The sequence below is a fragment of the Vreelandella arcis genome (assembly GCF_900103865.1).
GTDB classification, from domain to species: domain Bacteria; phylum Pseudomonadota; class Gammaproteobacteria; order Pseudomonadales; family Halomonadaceae; genus Vreelandella; species Vreelandella arcis.
The window spans coordinates 186960-209469 of record NZ_FNII01000002.1 but is presented as its reverse complement, the minus strand read 5'-3'; the positions used below and the strand labels follow the sequence as shown (position 1 = coordinate 209469).

Sequence of the window (22510 nt, the reverse complement as noted above, 5' to 3'; positions counted from 1 at the left end):
GACTGACCACGGCCTGACGGTGTACCAACTCAGGGGGCATGATAATATGCGATAAGACCTCACATCGTCAGGAACTCCACCACTAATGACCTACAACGTTCAACCGCGCGAGACCCTTTCTAGCACTATTTCGCCCGAAGGCAGCCTCGAAGTACTTTCCCAGCACGAAGTCCATCGACTGCAGCGCACGTCAAAAAGCGGACAGCATGAATTACTTAGATGCTGTGCTCTCGCCGTCTTAAACTGTGGCAGCCCCACCGACGATAGTCTGGCCATTTTAGAGGCTTATAAAGACTTCGATATTGAAGTGCTTCAGCAGGATCGTGGCATTCGTCTAAAACTGACCAATGCACCCGCCGAAGCCTTCGTCGATGGCCGGATGATCCGCGGTATTCGCGAACACCTCTCCTCGGTGATCCGCGATATCGTGTATATCTACAACGAAATCCAGCACCACAATCGTTTTGATCTCTCCACTGCGGAAGGCACCACCAACGCGGTGTTTCATATTTTACGCAAAGCGGGCACGCTAAAGCCGGGGCGCGACCCTAGTTTGGTCGTATGCTGGGGCGGGCACTCAATTTCGCGGGAAGAGTACGAGTACACCAAGGACGTCGGCTATCATTTAGGCCTGCGCGATTTAGACATCTGCACAGGATGTGGCCCCGGTGCCATGAAAGGCCCAATGAAGGGGGCGAATGTGGCACACGCCAAGCAGCGCCGCCATGAGGGCCGCTATTTGGGGATTTCAGAGCCCGGTATCATCGCCGCCGAAGCGCCCAACCCAATCGTCAATGAACTCGTGGTCATGCCCGATATCGAAAAGCGCCTGGAAGCGTTCGTACGATTGGGCCACGGTATTATCGTCTTCCCTGGTGGTGTGGGCACAGCGGAAGAAATCCTCTATCTGTTGGGGATTTTGCTACACCCTTCGAATCAAGACATGCCGTTTCCGCTGATACTCACCGGACCGGCTGACTCAGCGGCCTACTTTGAAAAAATTGATGAATTTCTTGTGTACACCCTAGGCGAAGACGTGCGCCGCTTTTACACCATCATTACGGGCGACCCGGTGACCGTGGCGCGACAGATGCGTCAAAGCGTTGACGAGATTACCGAATTCCGCCGCACTCACCAGGATGCGTTTTACTACAACTGGCGACTCACCATTGCCCGTGACTTCCAGGCCCCTTTTGAAGCCACCCACGAGGCCATGCGCGCCCTGGCACTTCATCGCCAGCAGCCTACCCATGAGCTTGCCGCCAACTTACGCCGCGCTTTCTCGGGCATCGTCTCTGGTAACGTCAAAGAACAAGGGATTCGCGCCATTGAGGCTCACGGCCCGTTCGTTTTAAACGCCGAACCCGAGCTAATGCAGCGTCTGGACATGCTGCTGAGCTCCTTTGTGGATCAGGGCAGGATGAAGCTAGACGGGCAAGCCTATACCCCTTGCTATGTGCTGACGTGATGTGCCGGGCAAAGCCTGGCCAATCCGCTACACTTGACTCGTCACGATGACGCATTTTGCTCACCACGGATAGGAGACCAGCATGGAAATGATTGATCAGTTAAATGCAGGCAAAACCAAAGCCTTTGCCAAGCACTGCTTTGAGAGCCATTCGAAAGATGAGTTAGAAGCTGCCGTTGAGGGTGGCGCCAATCAAGCCGAAATGGAGCACTGGGGCATTAGCCAAGGTGAGTGGGAAGAAGCCGTTGCCGCGGCGCTGGCCGACCTCCAATCAAAGGGCTAGTCAACCCGACAGTATCGAGCCCAACGTGGCTTGGTACTCCTTAACGAAATACTGAAGCTAGACACAAAAACGCCGCTGACGGTTAAGCCAGCGGCGTTTTCTTATAGACGTAGAAGCCTTTGTTACTACGCATACAGGCTACATCGCCTAGTACTTCTATATTTTTAACACCGTCACCCCGTAATCCGAAGGGTTAACGATGCCTTCTAGCTTGCCGATTTGCGACAAGTCGTTTTGATTAATGACGCTACTGATGTTGGTATTCAGAAAGCGTAGGTTCTTAACGACGTGGACTTGGCTTGGCATGCCCTTACCATTGATGTCCATGACCCAGGCAAGGAAGCCACCCGAGAACTTGGCCAGACTACCAATTGGGTATAGGCCATATATTTGAATGTACTCAACCAGTACCGTTTTGTCGTAAACCGTGTCTGCCTCATGAATCCTGCGGTAGGCGTCAAGCGGTGGGCGTGGAGGCTCCCCGTTACGCGCGTGGAGGAGTTTATTAATCGCCTTGATCACCGACACAACCCGCACTAACTCTGATAGCTGTTCGCCGCGCTTACCCGCCGGATAACCGGAGCCATCCAGGCGTTCGTTGGCATTCTCGATGACATCGCGGCAGGTCGGGCTAAGCGCCAAGCCAAGCTCGCCAAGCTTTTCATGCAGCGCTGCCACATGGCCACTAAGAATTGCTTTTTGAGCGGGGTTCATGTTGGCCTTGAGCGACGGCAGCTTCGCGCTGATCAGCAAGGGCTTCCCCATGGTATGCAATAAAGCACCCAGCACCGCTTCCCGCACCTGAGGGTCATGCGGATCGCGGGCCAACAGCATGTCAGCCAGCTGCCCAGCGACCTGAACGGCATGTCTGACCCAGTCTGGCTCGTCACGTAAAAATGCAAGGGCATAGAGAAATGTCTTGCGATCCTGCTCCACAAGGTAGCGCATGGTATCGACGCAATCGTAGAAAATCTCCGCTGGGAACAGCTGCCGATTGTTCATGTACATCAACCCTACTTGCAACTGGTGAGACACGTCCATCACACCGCGTTCCATGGGCGACTGGCGAGAGCGCTTATCACGTTCCTGAGCTTCTCGTTGCTGGATTTTCTTCTCCTTAGTACCTGGAATGAATAAGGATGAGTGATAAACCATTTTGTCGTTCGTTCCGGTACGGTAGGCGGCCTCTCGCTCTGACTCATTCACAAAGTGAAACAGGGTTTCAGTCTGGGACATCGACAGATTGATAAACTGAATACCCACAGCCGCATAGCCGTGGTTACCGAAGGGGCGTATATGCCGGATAATGCCTTCGGCAAAAAAACTCTCGCCGTTAGGAAACTCCAGCGTTACCCCAGGAAGTTCCTTTCCTACGCCCATCGCAATGCTGTCCGCAAGATCAATGTCGACCATACAACCGCCAATCGACAGGTTTCGCAGCCTACCTGGCACATTGAGATCATGCAGATAAACTTCGATGCCGACCCGGGTATGCATACCCAGAATGAACGGGATACGAACGGCGCCTCGGTTCTCCTTAACGAACACTGTTTCTGGAAGCTGGCACTCAAGACTATACAACGTACTGTCTTTCTTGAGCAGCTTGGCGGTAACATTACTGAGACTGTAGGTATCGCGTTCATTTCCGTGAGGCCCCTTCAACGCCTCCAGGTCAAAACTCAGGCTGCCGGCGGCTACATATCGCTCAATGTCTGACCCAGCGTACTCCACCTCCAACACCATCCGTCCAATATCCAGATTCAACTCAATTACTTCAGCCTTTAAGGCATAGGGCATGTCCTTGCAATATATAGATAGCTCATGAGTGTGTTGAAGCAATGAACGAATCACGCTTGCTGATGGGTTTTCGTACAGAGTTGGAGCCGCCATTTGAAATACCTGTGCATGCGCTATTAATAATTATTATTCCTATATCAAGAGCATAGGTTTTTTCTATTATATGGCAGACTATATAGACTTTAATCAGCGGGGCAATCACTAGACTTGTAATGTTTTGTGCTTAAAGTATGCAATACCAATCCCGCCTTGCCTGCATCAGATAACTAGTCCACCCTCTTTTGTATTCTTAGAAGGCTATCTATTGGTGCAGATCGCACAGCGCTGGATAAATGCCTTGAGGAAACCTTCGAGCGCGCCCAACAGTCGCAAGGCATGCTCGTGGTTATGCACCTTGATTTGGATGACTTCAAGATAGTCAACGATGGACTGGGGCATCAAATCGGTAATTTGTTGCTGGTAGCTGTCGCAGCGCGCCTTCAGCTTCTGGTCGAACCGAGCGATACCGTGGCCTGGCTGACTAGCGATGAGTTTGCTTTAGTGCTTGCTAACTAGGAAGATCGTCAGGCTGGAGCGTATCCTGAACGCGTTGATAATGCCGTCCCTGCATTGGCCTTGCTTCGTTATCAAGCACACCTATGAGCTGATGTAGAAGTCGAGACCGGTATGCCACCTGCGTGTCTTGAACTTGAGGTGGCCGAAAGCGTGCTGCTGGACGGAGCCGAGCGAGCAATTGGATTGATCAACGGGCTTAAATCGATGGGTATTAAGGTGGCGCTTGTCTACTGTAGTGGTAACAGAAGGCATTGAAGAGCGAGAGCAGCAACAGGATTTAGTTCGACGTAACTGCGATTTGCTACAAGGTCTCCTATTCGCTAGACCCATGCCAAGGGATGCCGTAGTAGCACTCCCTGATGTGTTGCCCGCTGCCAAAAAGTAAAAGTCAAAGCTAGCCATTGTGTGTGGGATAAGGCTGACGGTTACGGTGCATTTAGAAACCTAGTGCCTTCACCGTGCCTCCCGCTGGCTCAGTCGGCGGACGATTTCGGTTTGTCTCTCGGATGGAGGTTTCGGTAATGGAATATCAAAAAATGCTTTATGGCATTAACTTTTAAGATGAGAGAAGTGTTGCAATTTGTCACAGAGACCGTCTTGCTAATTATCCGCACAACGATTAACGTCCTGGTTTATAAAGGAAATTCAAACTAAACAATCTGCCGTTTCTGCACATTACAACCGTGGTTTGATTTTTCCCGTTAACCTCATGGCTACTTCAAGTTATCCACCTCAGCTATATAGCTTGGCTTTATGCCGATTGCTAAATGCCGCCTGGTAAATAGACCGTACGTCGGACTCGCTGCTAAACAGGAGTAAGGATGACCCACACCCAAGATCCACGCTCACTTATCGGAGTCACCGGTCTAGATCAGGTGCTTCATGGGGGCTTGATACCACGTCGGGCCTACCTGATTCGGGGTGGCCCGGGATCGGGCAAGACCACCCTCGGCATGCATTTCCTGGTTGCCGAGCGTCCTTCAGAGAGCCTGTTGGTGTCTTTGGGGGAGGCTGAGGAACAACTGCGCGACAATGCCCGACGCAGCGGGCTCCCATTTGAGGATGTTAACGTGCTGGACGTGTCGCCTGGCCAAGCCAGCGATATCGGTAGTGAGGCCTATAACTTGCTAGAGAGCTGGGACGTTGAAGGCAATAGCATCCACGACAGAATTCTCGACCATGTTCGTGCGCATAGGCCAGCGCGTATTCTGATCGATTCGCTCAGCCAGATGCGCTATCTGTCGGCTGACACCTTCCAGTTTCGCAAGCAAGTTCTGTCATTGTTGCGCACACTGACCAGCGAAGGGGCAACGGTCATGTTCACCTCAGAGGAAAGCGCCGACGAAGACGACCAGGCCCTGCCCTTCTTGAGCGACGGCGTGATCAGCCTAGAACCCACGGAATATGGCCGACTATGCCGGATCACCAAGTTTCGCGGTTCAGGTTTCGAAGAAGGCACGCATTTTTATCAGCTTGGCAAGGAAGGCATGACGCTTTATCCGCGCCTAATGCCTAACAAGTTTTTCCGCACCCACTCGCACACCCAGATCAGTACCGGCCTATCCGAGCTCGACGCACTCACCCATGGCGGCATTGAGCGCGGCACGGTGACCTTGCTTTCCGGGCCAACCGGTGTAGGCAAGACCACACTGGGCGCCCAACTGATGAGCCAGGGGGCAGCCAGCGGTGAGCGAGCAGTGATTTACAATTTCGATGAGAATGCATCGACTTTTTTCACCCGCTGTCGGCAGATCGGGCTGCCAGTTGAGGACATGGTTGATACGGGCAACCTGCGCTTCGAGGCCGTCGAGCCCCTCCTTTATCACCCTGATCAATTTGCGGCGAGCGTTCGCGAGGAGGTCGAAGAAGCTGGCACGACCATGGTGATGATCGACAGCCTGTCGGGGTACCAGCAGTCGATGTGCGGCGAGAACCTACAGGCACGGGTTCACGCTTTGTGCCGCTACCTGGTGAACATGGGCGTGACCGTAGTGCTGGTCAATGAAGTCTTTACGATTACCGGCTCCCAGGCTCGCGTGACGGAACAAGGCTTAAGCTATGTCGCCGACAACATCATTATGCTTCGCTACATCGAACTGGACGGCGAGCTATGCAAGACCATCGGCGTACTCAAGAAACGAACTGGCAGCTTCGAAAAAGCCCTGCGCGAGTTCGATATTAACCAGGATGGGCTTCAGGTAGGCCGAGCACTTCACGGCATGCGTGGCCTGATGAGTGGCGTACCGGAAATGATTCAACCCAATCACCGTCGTGACATGTCGTGACACACCGCGAACACAAGATTCAAAGCCAGCCCGTCATGAGCATCGCTCTGGCGAACAGGGCCAATGCCAATCTGCTCAAGCGGATGCTTGGTCACGACTTTCACGTGCAGGATGCGCTGGCTGACGAAAGCGAGGAGGCAGCCCTGGGTGTCGACTTGATCGTCGCGGACACGGCATCACTGCAGCATTATCATAAAAAGATTCTTCACCTGCGCAACCGAGCGGATCCAATAACGCTACCGGTGCTCCTGGTCACCGACAGCCGAACCCAGGTTCCGCCACGCATCACCGCCGAGCTGGGCCATAGTGTCGATGACATACTGCGCATTCCCACTACTCAGGCGGAACTGTCGGCACGGATCAATAATCTGCTGCGCCTACGTGCCCTATCGCAAGAACAAGAAAGCAATCGCCAACAGCTCGTGGGCGTCGTCAGCGCCCTACGCACATTGAACGCCTGCGACAGCGTCGTAGTCCGCGCCAAGAGCGAAGACGAGTTACTCAGCGCGATATGTCGGACAATCGTCGATGAGGAGAACTACGACCTCGCATGGGTGGGCTTTGCCATCGATCAGGCTGACAAACCCATCCAGATTCATACGAGTGCCGGGCCGGCAGCAGCTTTTCTGTCCGAGCTTAAGCTCGGCTGGGGTAAGGATCTTAAGGGCTCGGGAACCGTTGGCCAGGCACTACGGACGGGCAAGACCCGCGTCGTTAACAACATCGCCCATGAACCCTCCCTGGCTCACATCAAGGAGCGTGCGCGCTGTCACGGTCTGGCCTCGGCCATCACTCTACCGCTAATCTTCGAGTCCGGCCTCCCTGGCTGCCTGGCTATTTACTCACGGAATCCGGGGCATTTCGGTCACGAGGAGTGCCAACTGCTGGAGCGGCTCGCCGACAACCTGGTGTTCGGCCTGAAGGCATTACGCACCCTGCGTGAAAGCGAGCATCAATCCGCCAAAATCCACTATCTGGCTTACACCGATGCATTGACCGGCCTGCCCAATCGACGACATCTCATCCATTCCCTAGACGGTATGCTGGACACCGCGAATCACTCCGATACCTCCGGTGCGGTGCTGTTCATCGATCTTGACCGCTTCAAGCTGATCAACGATGCCTTGGGCCATGAGGTGGGTGATCAAGTTCTTGTTCAAGTTGGGCAGCGCCTGCAAAGTGCCGTACGTAACGACGACCAAGTGATTCGTCAGGGAGGCGACGAGTTCCTGGTGTTGATGAATCATGAGCCTCGCCAAGGTGGCACCTCGACGCGGGAGCAGCTCATCACCAACGCCTATGCACTGGCCAATCGGATTATCGCCCACCTGACAGAACCCCTAACGACAGGCAACTTCACGCACCATCTCGGCGCCAGTATTGGTATCAGCTTGTATCCCGATCATGGGCAGAATGCCACCCTGTTGATTGAAAATGCCGACAAGGCCATGTTCGAGGCCAAGCGCCAAGGCGGCGACCGTTACTTACTGTTTTCAGAAGATCTCTCGGCCAGCCGCCAGCAGCGCTTTGCTATGGAATCGCGTCTGCGTGAAGCGCTGGACAACGAAGAATTCGAACTTTATTACCAGCCAATATTTGAACTCGACAGCTGCAGGATTGTTGCTGCCGAAGCGCTGATTCGTTGGCCTCAGTCTGATGGAGAAATCCTAATGCCCGGTTCTTTCATGCCAGTAGTTGAAGAAACCGGCATGATCAAGCCTCTCGGTGACTGGGTACTGGAATCCGCCGCTCGGCAGCTAAAGGTCTGGCATGATCAAGGTTACCAGTTGGATATGGCAGTCAACGTCAGCCTTAACCAGCTGCATTCGGGTTGTATCGCGGAGAGTTTTGCAGCTCTGGTCAGACCGCATATCGATCCGCGCTGGATACACTTAGAAGTCACCGAAAATGCCTTGATGAACGACCCGGAAGCCATCGAGATGATTCTGGAGGAACTGCATGCAAAAGGCTTTCAGCTCGCCATCGACGACTTTGGCACCGGTTATTCCTCGCTGAGTCGACTACAACACCTATCGATTCAAACGTTGAAGATCGATCGCAGCTTCATCAGCGAGCTGGGCAAGCCAGACAGCAAAGGGGCGGCGCTTGTCTCCATCATTCAGCAAATGGCCGCAAGCTTGAACCTAAACACCATTGCTGAGGGCATTGAAACCGATGAGCAACGCCGATTTTTGCAGACGACAACCGAAGCCAACGGCTGGGGCCAGGGTTTTTGGCTTAGTCGTGCGGTACCCGCTCACGAACTGGAACTGCGTCTTAAAGAGCAGCATCGTAATCTTAATTAGTCCACAAGGGTTCGGTCAAAAGATTGCTCTGCTCCACCTAGATCCTGATGAAGCAGAACTTGGTGACCTCCACGCTCCTTAGCGGCGTACATGGCCTGATCGGCGTTGTGCATCAGTTGGTCGGCATCCGTGCCGTCTTCAGGGTACAGGGCCAGGCCGATACTGCCGGAAAGATATACCTCGTGAGCCTCAACGTAAAACGATCGTTCGAGACTACCCAGCAATACCTTAGCGGCTTTCTTTGCATTTTCCCGGGTGATGTCCTTAAAGATCAGGGTGAATTCGTCTCCACCAAGCCGGGCCACTGTGTCCATGGCCCGGACATTGGTGCTTATCCGTTCGGCCACCTGCTCTAGAAGCAAGTCACCGGCTTTGTGTCCAAGCTCGTCATTGGCCTGCTTGAAGCGATCCAGATCGATGAACAGTAAGGCAAAGGAGCAATCATGTCGTTTAGCTTCCTGCAAGCTCTGCTCAAGCCGGTCGAGGAACAGCCGACGGTTGGGGATACCGGTGAGCGAATCAAAATTGGCACTTCGCCAGACTTGGCGTTCAGCCTGTTTCCGCTCAGTAATGTCCCGCGAAGTTTTGGCAACCGCTTTAATTTCGTTCTGGTCGTCAAATACCGGTACAAGCTGGCAATCAAAATACAACTCCTGGCCTGAGGGAGACGTATAATGAAACTCCTTGCGCTGGAACTGGCCGGTGGCAACAGTTGCTGCAATCGCGTCGTGCAACTTTGTGGCAAAACCCAGTGCCAGCTCAAGCGGGGTATTACCCACAGCATCCGCAATCGTTATATTCGCCATATCAGCCATCGGAGTGTTAAGAAACAGAAACTTACCACCGGGGTCGAATATGGCAGATGGATCGGGGGAGACTCTCAACATCGCTTCGAACAAGTGTGTTTCCTGTTCTTTAAGGTCGGAGTAGCTCGCCACCGAGTTAACAATCAAATGGTCGATGGCCTCATTGAAACGTAAAAGCTCATCAATGTCGTTAGTGCTGAGGCCTTGCTGCGAATCGCCCCAGACCTGCATAACCCTCGCCCGCAGGGCCCGCAGCTCCTGAATCATCTGAACCATCGACAGACCTTGACTGTGGCGGCCTGTGCCGTGCTGGTCAGCGGCTTTCGAAATAGGGGATCTGGCTTTGCCCAGCGCTTTGCGTGCCGACTCTCGATTGGCCTGGGGTGTCAGGAGGTCTTCAGTGATGAACTCCAGCATTTCTCGAGCATGGTCTTCCCGGGCGCGGCTATCTTCTCCCCTCAATTCCGGCGCAATTTCCAGTGCGGCTTCCCCAAAGTCCTTAAGCAGTTGCTCCCTTTCTGTCTGTATAAATCGGGCAAGCTTCATTAGTTTGGGACCTTTTGGCGATATGCTGGTGGATATTATTCAGTTCATGGGCGCCCGGCCCTGGGCATCGTATGTGCTGCGTTCAGCGTCACTGAGCTTCCAACTGGACAATCAGAATTTACCATTGAGGGCAATGGAAATGGCCAGATATCAGCCAAGCGTTTCGGACGCGTGACCTATATGTCACCTAGCGACAAACGCATATAAAAACGGCCACCGCTGCAATGAGCTATGTGGCCGTTTATATTTAAACATTTGGTCGGAGCGACAGGATTCGAACCTGCGACCTTTGCAACCCCATTGCAACGCGCTACCAAGCTGCGCCACGCTCCGAGTTTAAGGCGTATGCTTCTGCCTCAAGACGGTGCGTATACTAGCGTTTTATCCACCAAATGAAAAGCTATTTTTGCGCTTTCTTTTCAAGCGTTTGCCTCGCACGCCGATTAGCAATTACCGCCTATGCCCGACTGTCAGCGTCAAGCAGCAAGGCCTTCATCGCCGAGTAAATCGCCGGTGTACTGACTAACAAGTGCTGGGCGTAGAGGTCTTCGGGCACCTCCTCTGGCACGTCGCACAGGTGACCAACCAAGGCCCCTGCTTCCCGCGCGATCACCCAGCCGGCGACAAAGTCCCAGGGCGAGACACTCTCGTAATAAGCGTCCAAGCGCCCGCAGGCAACATCGCAAATATCCAAGGCAGCCGCCCCGTTGCGGCGTATATCGCGGCAGTTGGCCAATACCGCAGCTAACCGAGGTAACAGCGCATCGCGGGCGGCACGCTGGTACGGAAAACCGGTGGCCACCAAACTCCGCGACAGTTCGCTGGCAACGCTTGGTTGGATCACCTGCTGATTACAGTGCGCCCCTAGCCCCTGCCCGCCAGTAAAGGTTTCTTGCAGAAACGGGGCATGCACAACGCCCACTTTCGCCACGCCGTCTTCCACCCAACCAATTGATACCGCCACATGGCGAAGCCCTTGGGCAAAGTTGACCGTTCCGTCAATGGGATCAACCACCCACAGCTTAGGCGCACTCGCATCTAATGCCTGCTCGGGGGACAGCTCTTCGCTTAGCTGATCCTCGTCAGGAAAATACGCCGCAAGCTGATCGCTGATAAAGCGGTCTACCGCCACATCCGTATCGGTCACCAATTCATCACCGGCTTTGTAACGCCGACTAAACGATTGCTCATCACGGGCCTTGAGAATCATTTGCCCCGCCTGCTCGGCTATCGACTGTGCAATGTCCAGCCGTTCTTTAAGGCTATAGGCTGCCATACCCTCTCCATTTAATAAGCCAGCGATTAGCGTAAGGCATCGACCAGAATATCGACAACTACCCGCGTGGCCGCATCAATCAGTACGACGTCGGCCCCCACGCGCTGCCATTCATAGCCGGAGTAGTGGGGAAGCTCATTGGCCAGCGGGCCATCAAAACGTTTGGCAATGCCCGGCGGTAATGGTTTGCCACGCGCAAGATTGCGCTGAATGCCGGGTGGCAACGGCTCAGCATTGACGACACCATACTCGCGCAACAATCGGCGCAGCGCTTGTTCATCAATGACAGGGCGATCCCGATGGCGTTCGTGGCGGTAATCGGACTTACCTGTGCGATGATCACCGCGGTCGTTTTGGCGGTGCTGAGATGACGGGTTATCTCGTGCGCCGTGGGCGGGGGCATGGTCAGGTTGAGCTATTGCGACACTACTGTGCAGAAGCGCAACAAGCACACATGGAGCGGCGATTTTAGAGGGATTCACTGTAAGCTCCTTTTTTGCTTAGTGCTTACAGTGTAGCGAGCAAATGCGCAGGGATTGAGAAAATAAAAAAGGGCCCGAAGGCCCTTGTTAGATTGTAATTCTTTTAATTAATCATCGTCACTGTTACGGCAGCTAGCTGGTAAGAAGCGCGTAGGGATTGTATTAGAAGAAGCAGGGCGACAATTCCATTCAACAGAGCCACTATTTCCACCGTCATCTTCATTAACCTGCGGTTCAAACACCAAGCGAGCATTTTCAATGGCATCCACTACATCCGCATCTTCGCCATGCATAGTCACAACTATACCGCCACCTTGTCCGCCTACGGTTGCAACGCTTACATTATTAACATAGCTCCCACTAATTTGTTCAGGTGCTGATAAACCAGCCTCTTCGTTATCTTCTGGCCAATTTCCAGTAGTGATATAGTACTCAGAAACTGCTGTTTTAGCCGAGGAGGCGAGTGAAATCGCTTCACTCACTTGTGCACGACCTACGTAATTCTGGTATTGCGGCACGGCGATGGAGGCCAGTACGCCAATAATCGCTACAACGATCATCAGCTCGATCAGCGTGAAGCCGCCTTGTTTTGTGTTACGGGTTGCCGGTTGTGCAGAATGCTGCATGAAGGCGTCTCCTTGGGAATTCGTACTCAGCGTTGGCGCTAAGCTTCTCGATAAAAAATATGGAATGACATTAACTTACGGTCTGTTATATATCAACTACACACTTCAACCTTCGTGCATTAGATTTATCGGCCTAATCCCGCCTTTCTTGAGCCGATCGGCTTAAGCCGTATTACTGCCTTGTGATGCCAAATATGGTACAAGTACCCACGCAGCGCTATTTCACCAACGAGTCACGCATGAGCGAATCTAATTTCGAGTCCACCTTAAGTCATGCCGCCGCCCGGGGCGGACTGCGTGGCATCGCCCAGCGCTTGGTCAAGCACGGCTTACTCACCGAATCGCAAGCGGCAACTGCCGAGGCAACGGCTTTTGATTTGGATCTATCGCTGCTGCAGCATGTGGTCGATAGTGGTTTAGTCGACTCCAAGCAGGCGGCGCTCGCGGCCGGTTGGGAGTACGGGTTGCCGGTCATTGACCTTAATGCCGTGCGTTTATCCTCCCTGCCCCCTGCCGCTGAATACCCGGTTAAAGTGCTCCAGCATTTAACGGTGTTGCCGTTGGCGCGTCATGGTCACCGATTAACCGTCGCCGTGCCTTACCCCGCTACGCTGACCCAACTGGATGAACTGCAATTTGCGACGGGGCTAAGTGTTGAGGGGGTGCTGGCGCCTGTCGACCAGATCACCACAGCGCTGAATCACTACCTCACCCAAAGCGAACGCAGCATGCTTGAGGAGCTTGACGACGTCGACGATGCCGTCAGTTCGTTAAATGTTGTCCAGGGGGCCAATGATGACGCGCCTTTGGAAGACGCACCTCAAAACAGCGACGACGCACCGATCGTCAAATTCGTCAACAAATTGCTGCTGGATGCGATTCGACGTGGCGCCTCGGACATCCATTTTGAACCCTACGAAACCCAGTACCGGGTGCGCTTTCGGATAGACGGCATGTTGATTGAAGTCGCACGGCCTCCTTTCGCCATGCGCAACCGTATTGCCGCGCGTTTAAAAATCATGGCACGGCTGGATATTTCAGAGCGCCGTTTGCCCCAGGACGGGGCCATCAAGCTAAAATTATCGCGCACCCGCTCACTCGACTTCCGGGTTAACTCGCTACCCACTGTTTACGGAGAAAAACTCGTACTGAGGATTCTCGACCCCACTGCCGCGCAGCTAGGCATCGAGCAATTAGGCTTCACGGATGACCAGCGAGGCTTCTACGAACGGGCGCTGGCACAGCCTCAGGGGATGATTCTGGTCACCGGCCCAACGGGTAGTGGTAAAACCGTATCGCTCTATACGGGCATTAATATTCTCAACCAGGTAGAGCGCAATATTTGCACCGCGGAAGATCCGGTGGAAATCAAAGTGCCCGGCGTTAACCAGGTCAACGTGCTGCCCAAAATCGGCTTGGATTTTGCCAGCGCGCTGCGGGCGTTCCTGCGCCAGGATCCCGATGTGGTTATGGTGGGGGAAATACGTGATTTAGAAACCGCCGAGATATCGGTCAAGGCAGCCCAAACCGGCCACCTGGTTCTATCGACGGTGCATACCAACTCGGCCGCGGAAACGCTGACCCGTTTATCGAATATGGGTGTGTCGTCGTTCAATATAGCCAGTGCGGTCACGCTGATCATTGCCCAGCGCTTGGCGCGTAAGCTCTGCCCCCAGTGCAAAGAACCCGTTGAGATCCCCCATGAAGCGCTAAGGCGCGAAGGGTTTAATCAGCAGGAAATTCAGCAGGCCACTTTCTACCGTGCCGTTGGCTGTAAGCAGTGTACCCAGGGTTACAAAGGCCGCATCGGGATTTACGAAGTGGTGCCAATAACCGAGGCCATGCGCCAGTTGATCATGCGCGACGCCAACGCCCTTGATATTGACAAGTTGGCGCGCCGCGAAGGCTACCCAAGCCTGCACCGCAGCGGCCTTATCAAAGTGATGCAAGGCATTACCAGCCTTGAAGAAGTTAACCGAGTCAGCAAGGAGTAAATCATGGCCAAGACTCCTAGGACTCGTCGTCAGTCAACCATTCAGCTTTACCGTTGGAAATGGGAAGGCACAGGGCCACAGGATCGTACGCTCAGCGGTGAGATCATTGGCCGGAGCAAAACGGAAGTGGCCAACGAGCTTGCCAATCAACAAATCACCGTAAAGCGGCTACGCAAAAAAGGTGGCCTCAGCGGCCGGGGACGTATCAACCCACACGACATTATGGTGTTTGCCCGCCAAATGGCCACCATGATTCGAGCAGGCATTCCGCTACTTCAGGCCTTTCAGGTGGTGGCCGAGAGTCTCAAAAAACCGGCAATGGTGGCGCTGGTGCAGCAAATGATGAGCGATGTATCCGCTGGCTCCAGCTTCTCCGATGCATTGCGCGGCCATCCCAAGCATTTTGACCGCTTGTTTGTGAACCTCGTCGAAGCCGGAGAACAAGCGGGGGCATTGGATCAAATGCTCGACCGCGTGGCGACCTATAAGGAAAAGGTTGAGTCGCTTAAAAGCCGCGTTAAAAAAGCCTTATGGTATCCTTCAACCGTGTTGCTTATTGGCGTTGGGGTTACCCTGCTGCTATTGGTTAAGGTTGTTCCTGAGTTCGACAGCATGTTTGACAGCTTTGGTGCTGAGCTGCCCGCCTTAACGCAAATGACAGTGAATTTATCCGAGCTTGCGCAGCGCTTTTGGTTACACGCGCTGGGGGTATTTATCGTCAGCATCCTGCTTCTTAAACAGGCGATTAGCCGCTCCCCTCGGGTAGCTTACCGCGCCCACAGCGTCATCTTGCGTCTGCCCGTTGTCGGCGACATTTTACATAAATCTGCCGTTGCACGCTTCGCGAGAACGCTTGCCACCACGTTTGCCTCCGGCGTACCGCTGGTCGAGGGGCTGGATACGGCATCGGGTGCGACCGGCAACAAAGTCTACGAACGCGCGGTCACCCGGACACGACAAGACGTCGCCACCGGGCAACAGTTACACTTTGCCATGCGCATGACCAATCAGTTTCCTCCTTTGGCAGTGCAAATGGTCAGCATTGGCGAAGAGGCGGGCTCACTGGATGCCATGCTAAACCGCGTTGCGGACTACTACGAAGAAGAAGTCGACAATAAAGTTGATGCTCTCACTTCGCTGATGGAACCACTCATTATTGTGGTGCTCGGCTTGTTAGTGGGCAGTGTCGTCGTGTCGATGTATTTACCCATCTTTAACTTAGGCTCGGCCCTATAAGGGGTCGTGCAAAGGCCTGTCATGCCGTATTTTTCGCTAGCCTTCTGGCCACTGATTTTTGTGTTGGGCTTATGCCTGGGTAGTTTTCTAAATGTTGTGATTACCCGCCTGCCCGTCATGCTAATGCGGCAGTGGCGTCAAGAAGCCCGCGCCCAATTAGCGCTACCTGATGAGCCCACACCTCGGTTTAATATCGCTCAGCCGCGTTCGATGTGCCCTAACTGCGAAACCACCCTACGCTGGCACGACAACCTACCGCTAATCGGCTGGCTGAAACGACGCGGCCGCTGTGCGCATTGCGATGCCCGCATCAGCGCACAATACCCGTTGATTGAACTTGCCGGTGGCGTCGTCGCCATAAGCCTTGTTGTCCTCTACGGCATGAGCTGGCAGGCCCTATGGCTTTACGGTGCGTGCTTAACGCTACTCGCCCTAGCGGTTATCGATTGGCGAGTGCAACTGCTACCCGACGTACTGACCTTACCCCTACTATGGGCCGGATTGCTCTACCAGTGGCTGTTTCAACCCGCCTATCTAACAGATGCCGTCATCGGTGCCGCCGTGGGTTATATCAGCCTTTGGTGCTTTTATTGGTTGTTTAAACTGGCGACCGGTAAAGAAGGCATGGGTTACGGGGATTTCAAACTGCTGGCCGCGCTCGGCGCTTGGCTAGGCTGGTTATCGCTGCCTCTGGTGTTGCTGTTTTCAGCTGGCCTAGGCGCCCTGCTGGGTATCCTGTATCAAGCCTCATCGCCGCAAGCCCGCGGCACCCCCATGCCGTTTGGCCCCTTTTTAGCGCTCGCTGGCTGGATTATGCTGCTTGCTGGCGACGATGTGCTCGCGTTGTATTTAAATATCGTCAGTTAACACCGCACTTAACATGCACCAATGACCTAGGATAGACCGCAAAAGGTAGATTATTATTCGATTGTCAGGCACCGAATGGATAAGCATCAGCCGACAAGCATTAAGTGAATAGGAACGCCATGATTATTGGGTTAACAGGGGGCATCGGCTCGGGAAAATCCACCGTCGCTCGCGCTTTTGCTGAGCGCGGCATCGCGTGGGTCGATGCCGACGATGTTGCGCGGGAGGTGGTGGCCCCGGGGGAGCCCGCCCTCGCGGCTATTCGTCAGCGGTTCGGGCCAACGGTGATTGCCGAGGATGGTTCGCTCAACCGCGGGGCGCTTCGCGAGGTTATCTTTGAGGATCCTGACCAGCGTCATTGGCTTGAACAACTTACTCACCCACTCATTCGCGAACGCATCGTCGCGACACTACAGCGCCTCGAAGCGGGATCTTCACCCTACGCGCTACTCGTGTCGCCGTTGCTGTTTGAGTCTGGCCAAGCGGCGCTTGTTGATCGTACGGTCGTGGTCGACGTCCCTACCGACATACAGCTGTCAAGAACCCTTCAGCGCGACGCTGTCAGTGAGGCAAACGTGCGTGCTATTCTGGACGCACAAATGTCGCGAGAGGCGCGACGCGAGCAGGCTGATGATATCATCGACAACAGTGGAGACGAGGCCTACATGAAGCGCCAAGTCGCCAGCCTGGATCAAGCCTACCGTGCGCAATTTTCTGTTTAATTCATCCTACATTTGCTGACACCAATTCGGATTTTTATGTCTCAACCTGCTAACGACAGCCCATTTGAAGTTGCTTGCCCCCAGTGCGCTAAAGCCGTTCCGTGGTGCGGTGAAAGTCTCTTTCGGCCGTTTTGTAGCAAGCGCTGCCAACTGCTCGACCTGGGTGCCTGGGCGGAAGAATCTCACCGTATCGCCGGCGAAAATGCCATGGACGAGGCCGATATCGATGCGCTTTTAGCCCAGGCAGATCGCGATGCACCGCTGTCCTGAATAAACCTAGCCCCATGACCGATCAACACTACCCGGCCTACCACCTCCTGGAGCAGCTTGAGAGACGCTTTGACGACCTCATGCTGGCTCTGGAGGCCCTCGCATCCCGCTACGAACAGCAGACACCTCCCACCTGGCAACTATTGCCCGCAGACGACTCATCATCCAACTGGTTGAGAACGGCACTGTTTGATGTTTGGCACCAAACGGGGCAAGACGGGCGAGAAACACGCAATTACCTAGGCATCGTCGTTGCCAACGATGAACTGATGGCGGCTGTTAACCACGTAAACCTAGCGAAAGCGGCCTTTAATGAGGGCTTACAGCAGATTAAAACCACAGCACCTAATGCCCTAAGCGACGCTAAAGCAAATCTACCCGCACGCCACCCGGATGTGCAGACCATATTGCGTAAAGAAGGCCTGGCACGATTGCATTTAAAGCAGTGCTGGCGTCAACTGCCTGTGGCGGATGCGGAGGTCGCCAAAGTGCGCTTTGCTTGGTACCAAAGCGGGCGGTCAATTAAACGCATCACCGTTCGAGAGGCAGAACAAAAACTTCTCCAGCTTGATACCAAAGCACCGCATATAATGCTCCAGTTAAAACGCCTTGCGGGTTTGCCCAGCGGCGAAGCGCTCGCCCAGGTACAGTCGCAGGCACCGTTAATGCGGGCTAACCTGTTTTTTACCCATCCACTGGCGGATGGGCACACAAGGCGGGCGTTAAACGTCGCGATGCCTCTCTTCGTTCCCAGCACGAACGCTGGACTACCCAACATCAAGGCACCGCCCTCTCATCCCCAGCCAGCTCGTACACGGGCAACACGGCGCGATGAGAAACTCGAACCTGACGTATTCTTACCCAGCCTACGTGTGTATCGCTATCGCGAGTAGCCTGATTGACTAGCCATTAGACCGGCACCTGTTCCTCTGTCCATCGGCCCGCCGTCAGTAGCGTCTCGATTAACAGCCTCAGGTCGTGCTGTGAAATACCGTACTCCGTCAACAAGGCTTCAAAACGCTGCTGAAACAGTTCCTCGCGCACTTGGACACCCTTCTCGGCTTCTTCCTCTTCGAGTGCTTCCAAAGAGCGCACGGGCGGCCCAGTGGGAATATCCATCGTACTGTTAGGGTCGTCTAGCTGGCGTAGCGCTTGCGCAAACTCATCATCTAATTCGCGAAATTTACGCAGCTTGTCGCGCTCGTCCAACGGTTTGTGAACTTTTTGATATTTCATTTAAGTTTCATTTACACCCTTTTGGTTGTAAGCCTACCTGCTCGTTAGCTATTTTCTCAAAAACTGTGCTCAAACGCGTAAAAAGCCAAAGCAAATTTGCCTTCGTGTTCTGTTACCAGCATAAAGAGAGCGTCGATATACATTGGCGTCATTAGTGAAAAAACGCTTACTTAATCGTTGCCCATTTTACGATCACTACAACAGTAAGATGCAACGTAACCGTCACTGCTAATGGCAAGCCAATAGGGCGCTGACCTAATGTATTGGCACATTCGCAATACCAACGCACCGGGAGGGTGCTCATTATAGGCAGATGTGGCACCTGCCTGTAAGACACATGCATGGGAGGCCAGATAATGTTCAATGCAATGACGCGAGCTGAGATCTGGCTGCAAGACACACTTGAAAAGCCATTAAGTATCGAAGATCTTGCTCAACACCTAGGCTATTCAGCTTCTCAAGTACGGCGACAATTTCGACATTATTTTCACACCTCGCCGAGCGCTTATCGAGAAAAACGCCGCTTGGAGCGTGCTGCCGTTTTACTTGCTTTCACTCCCTATAATATAGCGCAAATCGCGCTACGGTGCGGCTACCAAAACCACTCGTCTTTCTCGCGTGCCTTCCAGCGTCATTTTCAGTTAACCCCGCGACACTATCGCCATACACAGTGCAGTGTATTGCACCAACAGACACCCCCACAGGGGTATACGACGCACATTGAAAAAGGCTGCATGCGACAAGCCGTTTTAATGCGGCTATATAAATCGCCAGAGCATCTTCAAGGCCTTGGGGACAGCTCTTACCATAGTCATCAGTTGGAAAGCCTGCAAGCACGTTTAGCAGCGTCTACACCAGCAGTATCGTTGCCCGATTTACTGAGTGAAAAGATCGACGCCCTAAACGGCCAGCCACCTCATCCAATACGCACCGATATTGGGCTATACCTGGAAACGCTTAGCAATATCAAAAGCATTCCGCTACCTGCGCCCTACCGTCGCGTGAATATTGCGGTGCGCCACTATGCGAGCACTTGCTTTGACGAGTTTTCGCAGCTTTCACAAGTGCTGACCAGTGCGCTACTGGATCTTATGCAAAAGCCAAAAGGTTACTACATCAGCGGCGAGGCGCCCATCGTATTGTGGCAGTCAGATTATTTGGAATTAAGGATACCGCTGGCCCACTGAAGGTACTGCTGTTCGTCGAGGTTAAAAATAAAAACCGGCATTTCACAAGAAATACCGGCTTGGCGATGCTTAGTCTTCCATCCGGACAAGCCAGGACTCAACGGCCTCATCACCGTGTTCGTCCTTCCAGGCACGCAGGCCTTTATGGTTACCACCACGTGTCTCAATCACGTCGCCCGTGTGTGGGTTCTTGTAGATCTTAAGACGACGCTTACGACGGCCAGCATTGCTACTAGTCGCTTTTGTACCACGCTGGTCAGCGGCGGGATCAAGCAGTGCAACAACATCAGCGGGGCGCTTACCAAACTCGTTCATCAGCGCTTCTAGCTTTGATTTAAACTCTAGTTCGCTCTTGAGGCGTTGATCGCCTTCTAGACGCTGCAGATCTTCTTGCAGCTGCTTCAGTTGCTGTTCTTTTTGGATATATTCGTTTAGTAATGACATGGGGGATCCTTTAACTCAAGTCAAACCAGATAAGATACTGAACTGACGTTGCCAGTATCCATTAGTTCAGAATGCACAATCATTATTGCTGTAAAAAAACCGACTGACAACAGTCTAGTTGATTTTTAGCCAATTACGATAATATTTTAAATATTACTTAGCAAGGAATAACTTTAAAAAGGCTTATCACTAAGTTCCCAAGAAAGAATTTGGCACCAAAAAAAAGCGCCGCCCCAAAGGGGCGGCGCTTTTATAAAGCCGTGACTAATGAGGTCTTAGTCTTGGCCCATTTGCTGCTTGATCAACTCACCGATAGTGGTAGCACCACCACCGGCTTCTGAATCTTGATCACGCAGCTTCTTAAGGTTCTGACGCGTGTCGTCTTGCTCTTTCGCTTTTACCGACAGATTAATCTGACGGCTCTTGCGATCAACACTCACGATACGCGCTTCAACACTATCGCCTTCGGTGAGTACGTTGCGTGCGTCTTCAACGCGATCAGCGGCGATTTCAGATGCTTTCAGCACAGCAACGACGTCGGTCGCCAGCTCTACATGCGCTTCTTTCGCGTCAACTTCAACGACGCGCCCAGTAACGATGCTACCTTTGTCGTTCACCGACAGGTATTCAGCAACCGGATCGGAATCCATTTGCTTAATACCCAAGGAGATACGCTCACGCTCAGGGTCGATAGACAGAATAACCGCTTCTGCTTCGTCGCCTTTCTTGAAATTGCGCACGGCTTCTTCGCCGGTATCCGTCCAAGAAATATCGGACAGGTGAACCAGACCATCAATACCGCCTTCTAGGCCGATAAAGATACCAAAGTCTGTAATAGACTTGATGGTGCCAGAAACGCGGTCGCCTTTGTTGTACTCAGCATTGAAGGTTTCCCACGGATTAGCAGTGCACTGCTTGATACCCAGGGAAATACGACGACGCTCTTCGTCGATATCCAATACCATAACGTCAACATCATCGCCCACTTGAACCACTTTGGACGGATGGATGTTTTTGTTGGTCCAATCCATTTCAGAAACGTGAACCAGACCTTCAACGCCCTCTTCCAGCTCAGCAAAGCAACCGTAGTCGGTCAGGTTAGTGACCACTGCGTGCACTTTGGTGCCTTCCGGGTAACGGGCTTTGATGTTGACCCACGGATCTTCGCCCAGCTGCTTCAGACCCAGCGAAACACGATTGCGTTCACGGTCGAATTTCAGCACTTTGACGTTAACTTCATCGCCAACGGCGACGATTTCAGACGGATGCTTGATGCGCTTCCACGCCATATCAGTGATATGCAGCAGGCCATCAACGCCGCCTAGGTCAACAAAGGCACCGTAATCGGTCAGGTTCTTAACGATACCTTTGATTTGCTGACCTTCCTGCAAGGTGGCCAGCAGCGCTTCACGTTCGGCGCTGTTTTCTGCTTCCAGAACCGCACGACGTGAAACCACGACGTTGTTGCGTTTCGGGTCGAGCTTAATGACTTTAAAGTCCAGCTCTTTATTTTCCAGGTGCGCGGTGTCGCGAACCGGACGTACGTCGACCAGAGAGCCCGGCAAGAAGGCACGGATCGAGTCGACTTCGACGGTGAAGCCGCCTTTGACTTTACCGTTGATCACGCCCTTGATGACTTCATCTTTCTCGAAGGCGGCTTCCAGAACCTTCCAAGCTTCTGCGCGCTTGGCTTTTTCACGGGACAGACGCGTTTCACCGAAACCATCTTCAACGGCTTCTAGCGCAACGTGTACGTCGTCACCGATCGCAATGTTTAGTTCGCCGTTTTCATCACGGAATTGAGCCGCGGGGATCTGACCTTCAGATTTCAGACCGGCGTTAACGGTAACCCAGTCACCGTCAATATCGACAACTTGGGCCGCGACGATGGCGCCTGGCTCCATATTGATGTCGTTAAGAGACTGTTCAAACAGTTCAGCAAAGCTTTCGCTCATGGTGTTCCTACGTGATCAACGTTGTTGAGGCATAAATGCCTTCTCCGTACCACCAGCAAGTACGGGCCTAATGTCACTCTGCTTTTGGAGGTGTTAACGCTGGTTAAGACCTGACCGGGCTCTCCGATGTGAGTATAGCGCCCTGCCATGTCGTGACACCTGTCCAAAA

Annotated in this window: 20 protein-coding genes, 1 tRNA gene and 1 pseudogene; 13 read left to right on the top strand and 9 right to left on the bottom strand. The window is 53.3% G+C overall.

What is annotated here, in order from left to right:
- The first annotated feature begins 85 nt into the window (after positions 1–85).
- On the top strand, positions 86–1468 hold the full coding sequence (ppnN, locus tag BLR97_RS02890) for a nucleotide 5'-monophosphate nucleosidase PpnN (protein ID WP_089702301.1): 1383 nt from the start codon (positions 86–88) through the stop codon (positions 1466–1468).
- 82 nt (positions 1469–1550) lie between these two features.
- The gene (locus BLR97_RS02885) at positions 1551–1751 is read left to right on the top strand and encodes a hypothetical protein (RefSeq protein WP_089702299.1); all 201 of its coding nucleotides are present in this window, start codon (positions 1551–1553) and stop codon (positions 1749–1751) included.
- A 156-nt stretch (positions 1752–1907) separates the two neighbouring features.
- On the opposite strand, the gene BLR97_RS02880 is transcribed toward BLR97_RS02885, so the two are convergent.
- The gene (locus BLR97_RS02880; protein WP_340147933.1) at positions 1908–3548 is read right to left on the bottom strand and encodes a PilZ domain-containing protein; all 1641 of its coding nucleotides are present in this window, start codon (positions 3546–3548) and stop codon (positions 1908–1910) included.
- 285 nt (positions 3549–3833) lie between these two features.
- Here BLR97_RS02880 and BLR97_RS02875 point away from each other — a divergent pair, with 285 nt between their 5' ends.
- From BLR97_RS02875 to BLR97_RS02860, 3 genes are all read left to right on the top strand, one after another.
- Positions 3834–4103: a diguanylate cyclase domain-containing protein gene (locus tag BLR97_RS02875; RefSeq protein ID WP_089702294.1), complete on the top strand. Its 270-nt coding sequence runs from the start codon at positions 3834–3836 to the stop codon at positions 4101–4103.
- A gap of 821 nt (positions 4104–4924) precedes the next feature.
- Positions 4925–6388, top strand: coding sequence for an ATPase domain-containing protein (locus BLR97_RS02865; protein ID WP_089702291.1), 1464 nt, complete (start codon positions 4925–4927; stop codon positions 6386–6388).
- Positions 6389–6423: 35 nt separating this feature from the next.
- Positions 6424–8694: an EAL domain-containing response regulator gene (locus BLR97_RS02860; RefSeq protein WP_139172887.1), complete on the top strand. Its 2271-nt coding sequence runs from the start codon at positions 6424–6426 to the stop codon at positions 8692–8694.
- Here BLR97_RS02860 and BLR97_RS02855 read toward each other — a convergent pair.
- The 5 genes from BLR97_RS02855 to BLR97_RS02835 all read right to left on the bottom strand — a co-directional run bounded on the left by BLR97_RS02855 (position 8691) and on the right by BLR97_RS02835 (position 12430).
- Positions 8691–10046 carry a sensor domain-containing diguanylate cyclase gene (locus tag BLR97_RS02855; RefSeq protein WP_089702287.1) on the bottom strand — a complete coding sequence of 452 codons (1356 nt, stop codon included), beginning with the start codon at positions 10044–10046 and terminating at the stop codon, positions 8691–8693. The genes BLR97_RS02860 and BLR97_RS02855 overlap by 4 nt on opposite strands.
- A gap of 256 nt (positions 10047–10302) precedes the next feature.
- Positions 10303–10379, bottom strand: a tRNA-Pro gene (locus BLR97_RS02850).
- Positions 10380–10503: 124 nt separating this feature from the next.
- The gene (locus BLR97_RS02845) at positions 10504–11322 is read right to left on the bottom strand and encodes an inositol monophosphatase family protein (protein WP_089702285.1); all 819 of its coding nucleotides are present in this window, start codon (positions 11320–11322) and stop codon (positions 10504–10506) included.
- Between the two features lie 26 nt (positions 11323–11348).
- On the bottom strand, positions 11349–11804 hold the full coding sequence (locus BLR97_RS02840) for an anti-virulence regulator CigR family protein (protein ID WP_089702283.1): 456 nt from the start codon (positions 11802–11804) through the stop codon (positions 11349–11351).
- A 107-nt stretch (positions 11805–11911) separates the two neighbouring features.
- Positions 11912–12430 carry a pilin gene (locus BLR97_RS02835; protein WP_089702281.1) on the bottom strand — a complete coding sequence of 173 codons (519 nt, stop codon included), beginning with the start codon at positions 12428–12430 and terminating at the stop codon, positions 11912–11914.
- A 239-nt stretch (positions 12431–12669) separates the two neighbouring features.
- Here BLR97_RS02835 and pilB point away from each other — a divergent pair, with 239 nt between their 5' ends.
- The 6 genes from pilB to BLR97_RS02805 all read left to right on the top strand — a co-directional run bounded on the left by pilB (position 12670) and on the right by BLR97_RS02805 (position 18412).
- Complete coding sequence (gene pilB, locus BLR97_RS02830) at positions 12670–14424, top strand: type IV-A pilus assembly ATPase PilB (protein WP_089702279.1); 1755 nt, start codon at positions 12670–12672, stop codon at positions 14422–14424.
- A gap of 3 nt (positions 14425–14427) precedes the next feature.
- Positions 14428–15660: a type II secretion system F family protein gene (locus tag BLR97_RS02825; RefSeq protein ID WP_089702277.1), complete on the top strand. Its 1233-nt coding sequence runs from the start codon at positions 14428–14430 to the stop codon at positions 15658–15660.
- A 21-nt stretch (positions 15661–15681) separates the two neighbouring features.
- Positions 15682–16527 (top strand): prepilin peptidase, encoded by an 846-nt coding sequence (locus BLR97_RS02820; RefSeq protein WP_089702275.1) that lies wholly within the window; start codon positions 15682–15684, stop codon positions 16525–16527.
- Between the two features lie 119 nt (positions 16528–16646).
- The gene (gene coaE / locus BLR97_RS02815; protein WP_089702273.1) at positions 16647–17249 is read left to right on the top strand and encodes a dephospho-CoA kinase; all 603 of its coding nucleotides are present in this window, start codon (positions 16647–16649) and stop codon (positions 17247–17249) included.
- Between the two features lie 36 nt (positions 17250–17285).
- Positions 17286–17519 carry a DNA gyrase inhibitor YacG gene (gene yacG / locus BLR97_RS02810; protein WP_089702271.1) on the top strand — a complete coding sequence of 78 codons (234 nt, stop codon included), beginning with the start codon at positions 17286–17288 and terminating at the stop codon, positions 17517–17519.
- 14 nt (positions 17520–17533) lie between these two features.
- Complete coding sequence (locus tag BLR97_RS02805) at positions 17534–18412, top strand: DNA replication terminus site-binding protein (RefSeq protein ID WP_089702268.1); 879 nt, start codon at positions 17534–17536, stop codon at positions 18410–18412.
- 16 nt (positions 18413–18428) lie between these two features.
- On the opposite strand, the gene BLR97_RS02800 is transcribed toward BLR97_RS02805, so the two are convergent.
- Positions 18429–18755, bottom strand: coding sequence for a hypothetical protein (locus tag BLR97_RS02800; RefSeq protein ID WP_089702266.1), 327 nt, complete (start codon positions 18753–18755; stop codon positions 18429–18431).
- Positions 18756–19096: 341 nt separating this feature from the next.
- Here BLR97_RS02800 and BLR97_RS19895 point away from each other — a divergent pair.
- Together BLR97_RS19895 and BLR97_RS19890 are read left to right on the top strand one after the other, a co-directional pair.
- Positions 19097–19408 (top strand): annotated as a pseudogene (locus BLR97_RS19895) (helix-turn-helix transcriptional regulator); the annotation flags it as partial.
- Positions 19409–19489: 81 nt separating this feature from the next.
- Positions 19490–19942: a hypothetical protein gene (locus tag BLR97_RS19890; RefSeq protein WP_244511197.1), complete on the top strand. Its 453-nt coding sequence runs from the start codon at positions 19490–19492 to the stop codon at positions 19940–19942.
- Positions 19943–20011: 69 nt separating this feature from the next.
- Here the strand turns inward: BLR97_RS19890 and BLR97_RS02790 are convergent, their stop codons facing one another.
- Both BLR97_RS02790 and rpsA read right to left on the bottom strand, forming a co-directional pair.
- Positions 20012–20386: a histone-like nucleoid-structuring protein, MvaT/MvaU family gene (locus tag BLR97_RS02790; protein WP_089702262.1), complete on the bottom strand. Its 375-nt coding sequence runs from the start codon at positions 20384–20386 to the stop codon at positions 20012–20014.
- A 275-nt stretch (positions 20387–20661) separates the two neighbouring features.
- Positions 20662–22341: a 30S ribosomal protein S1 gene (gene rpsA / locus BLR97_RS02785; RefSeq protein ID WP_089702260.1), complete on the bottom strand. Its 1680-nt coding sequence runs from the start codon at positions 22339–22341 to the stop codon at positions 20662–20664.
- Positions 22342–22510 lie beyond the last annotated feature (169 nt).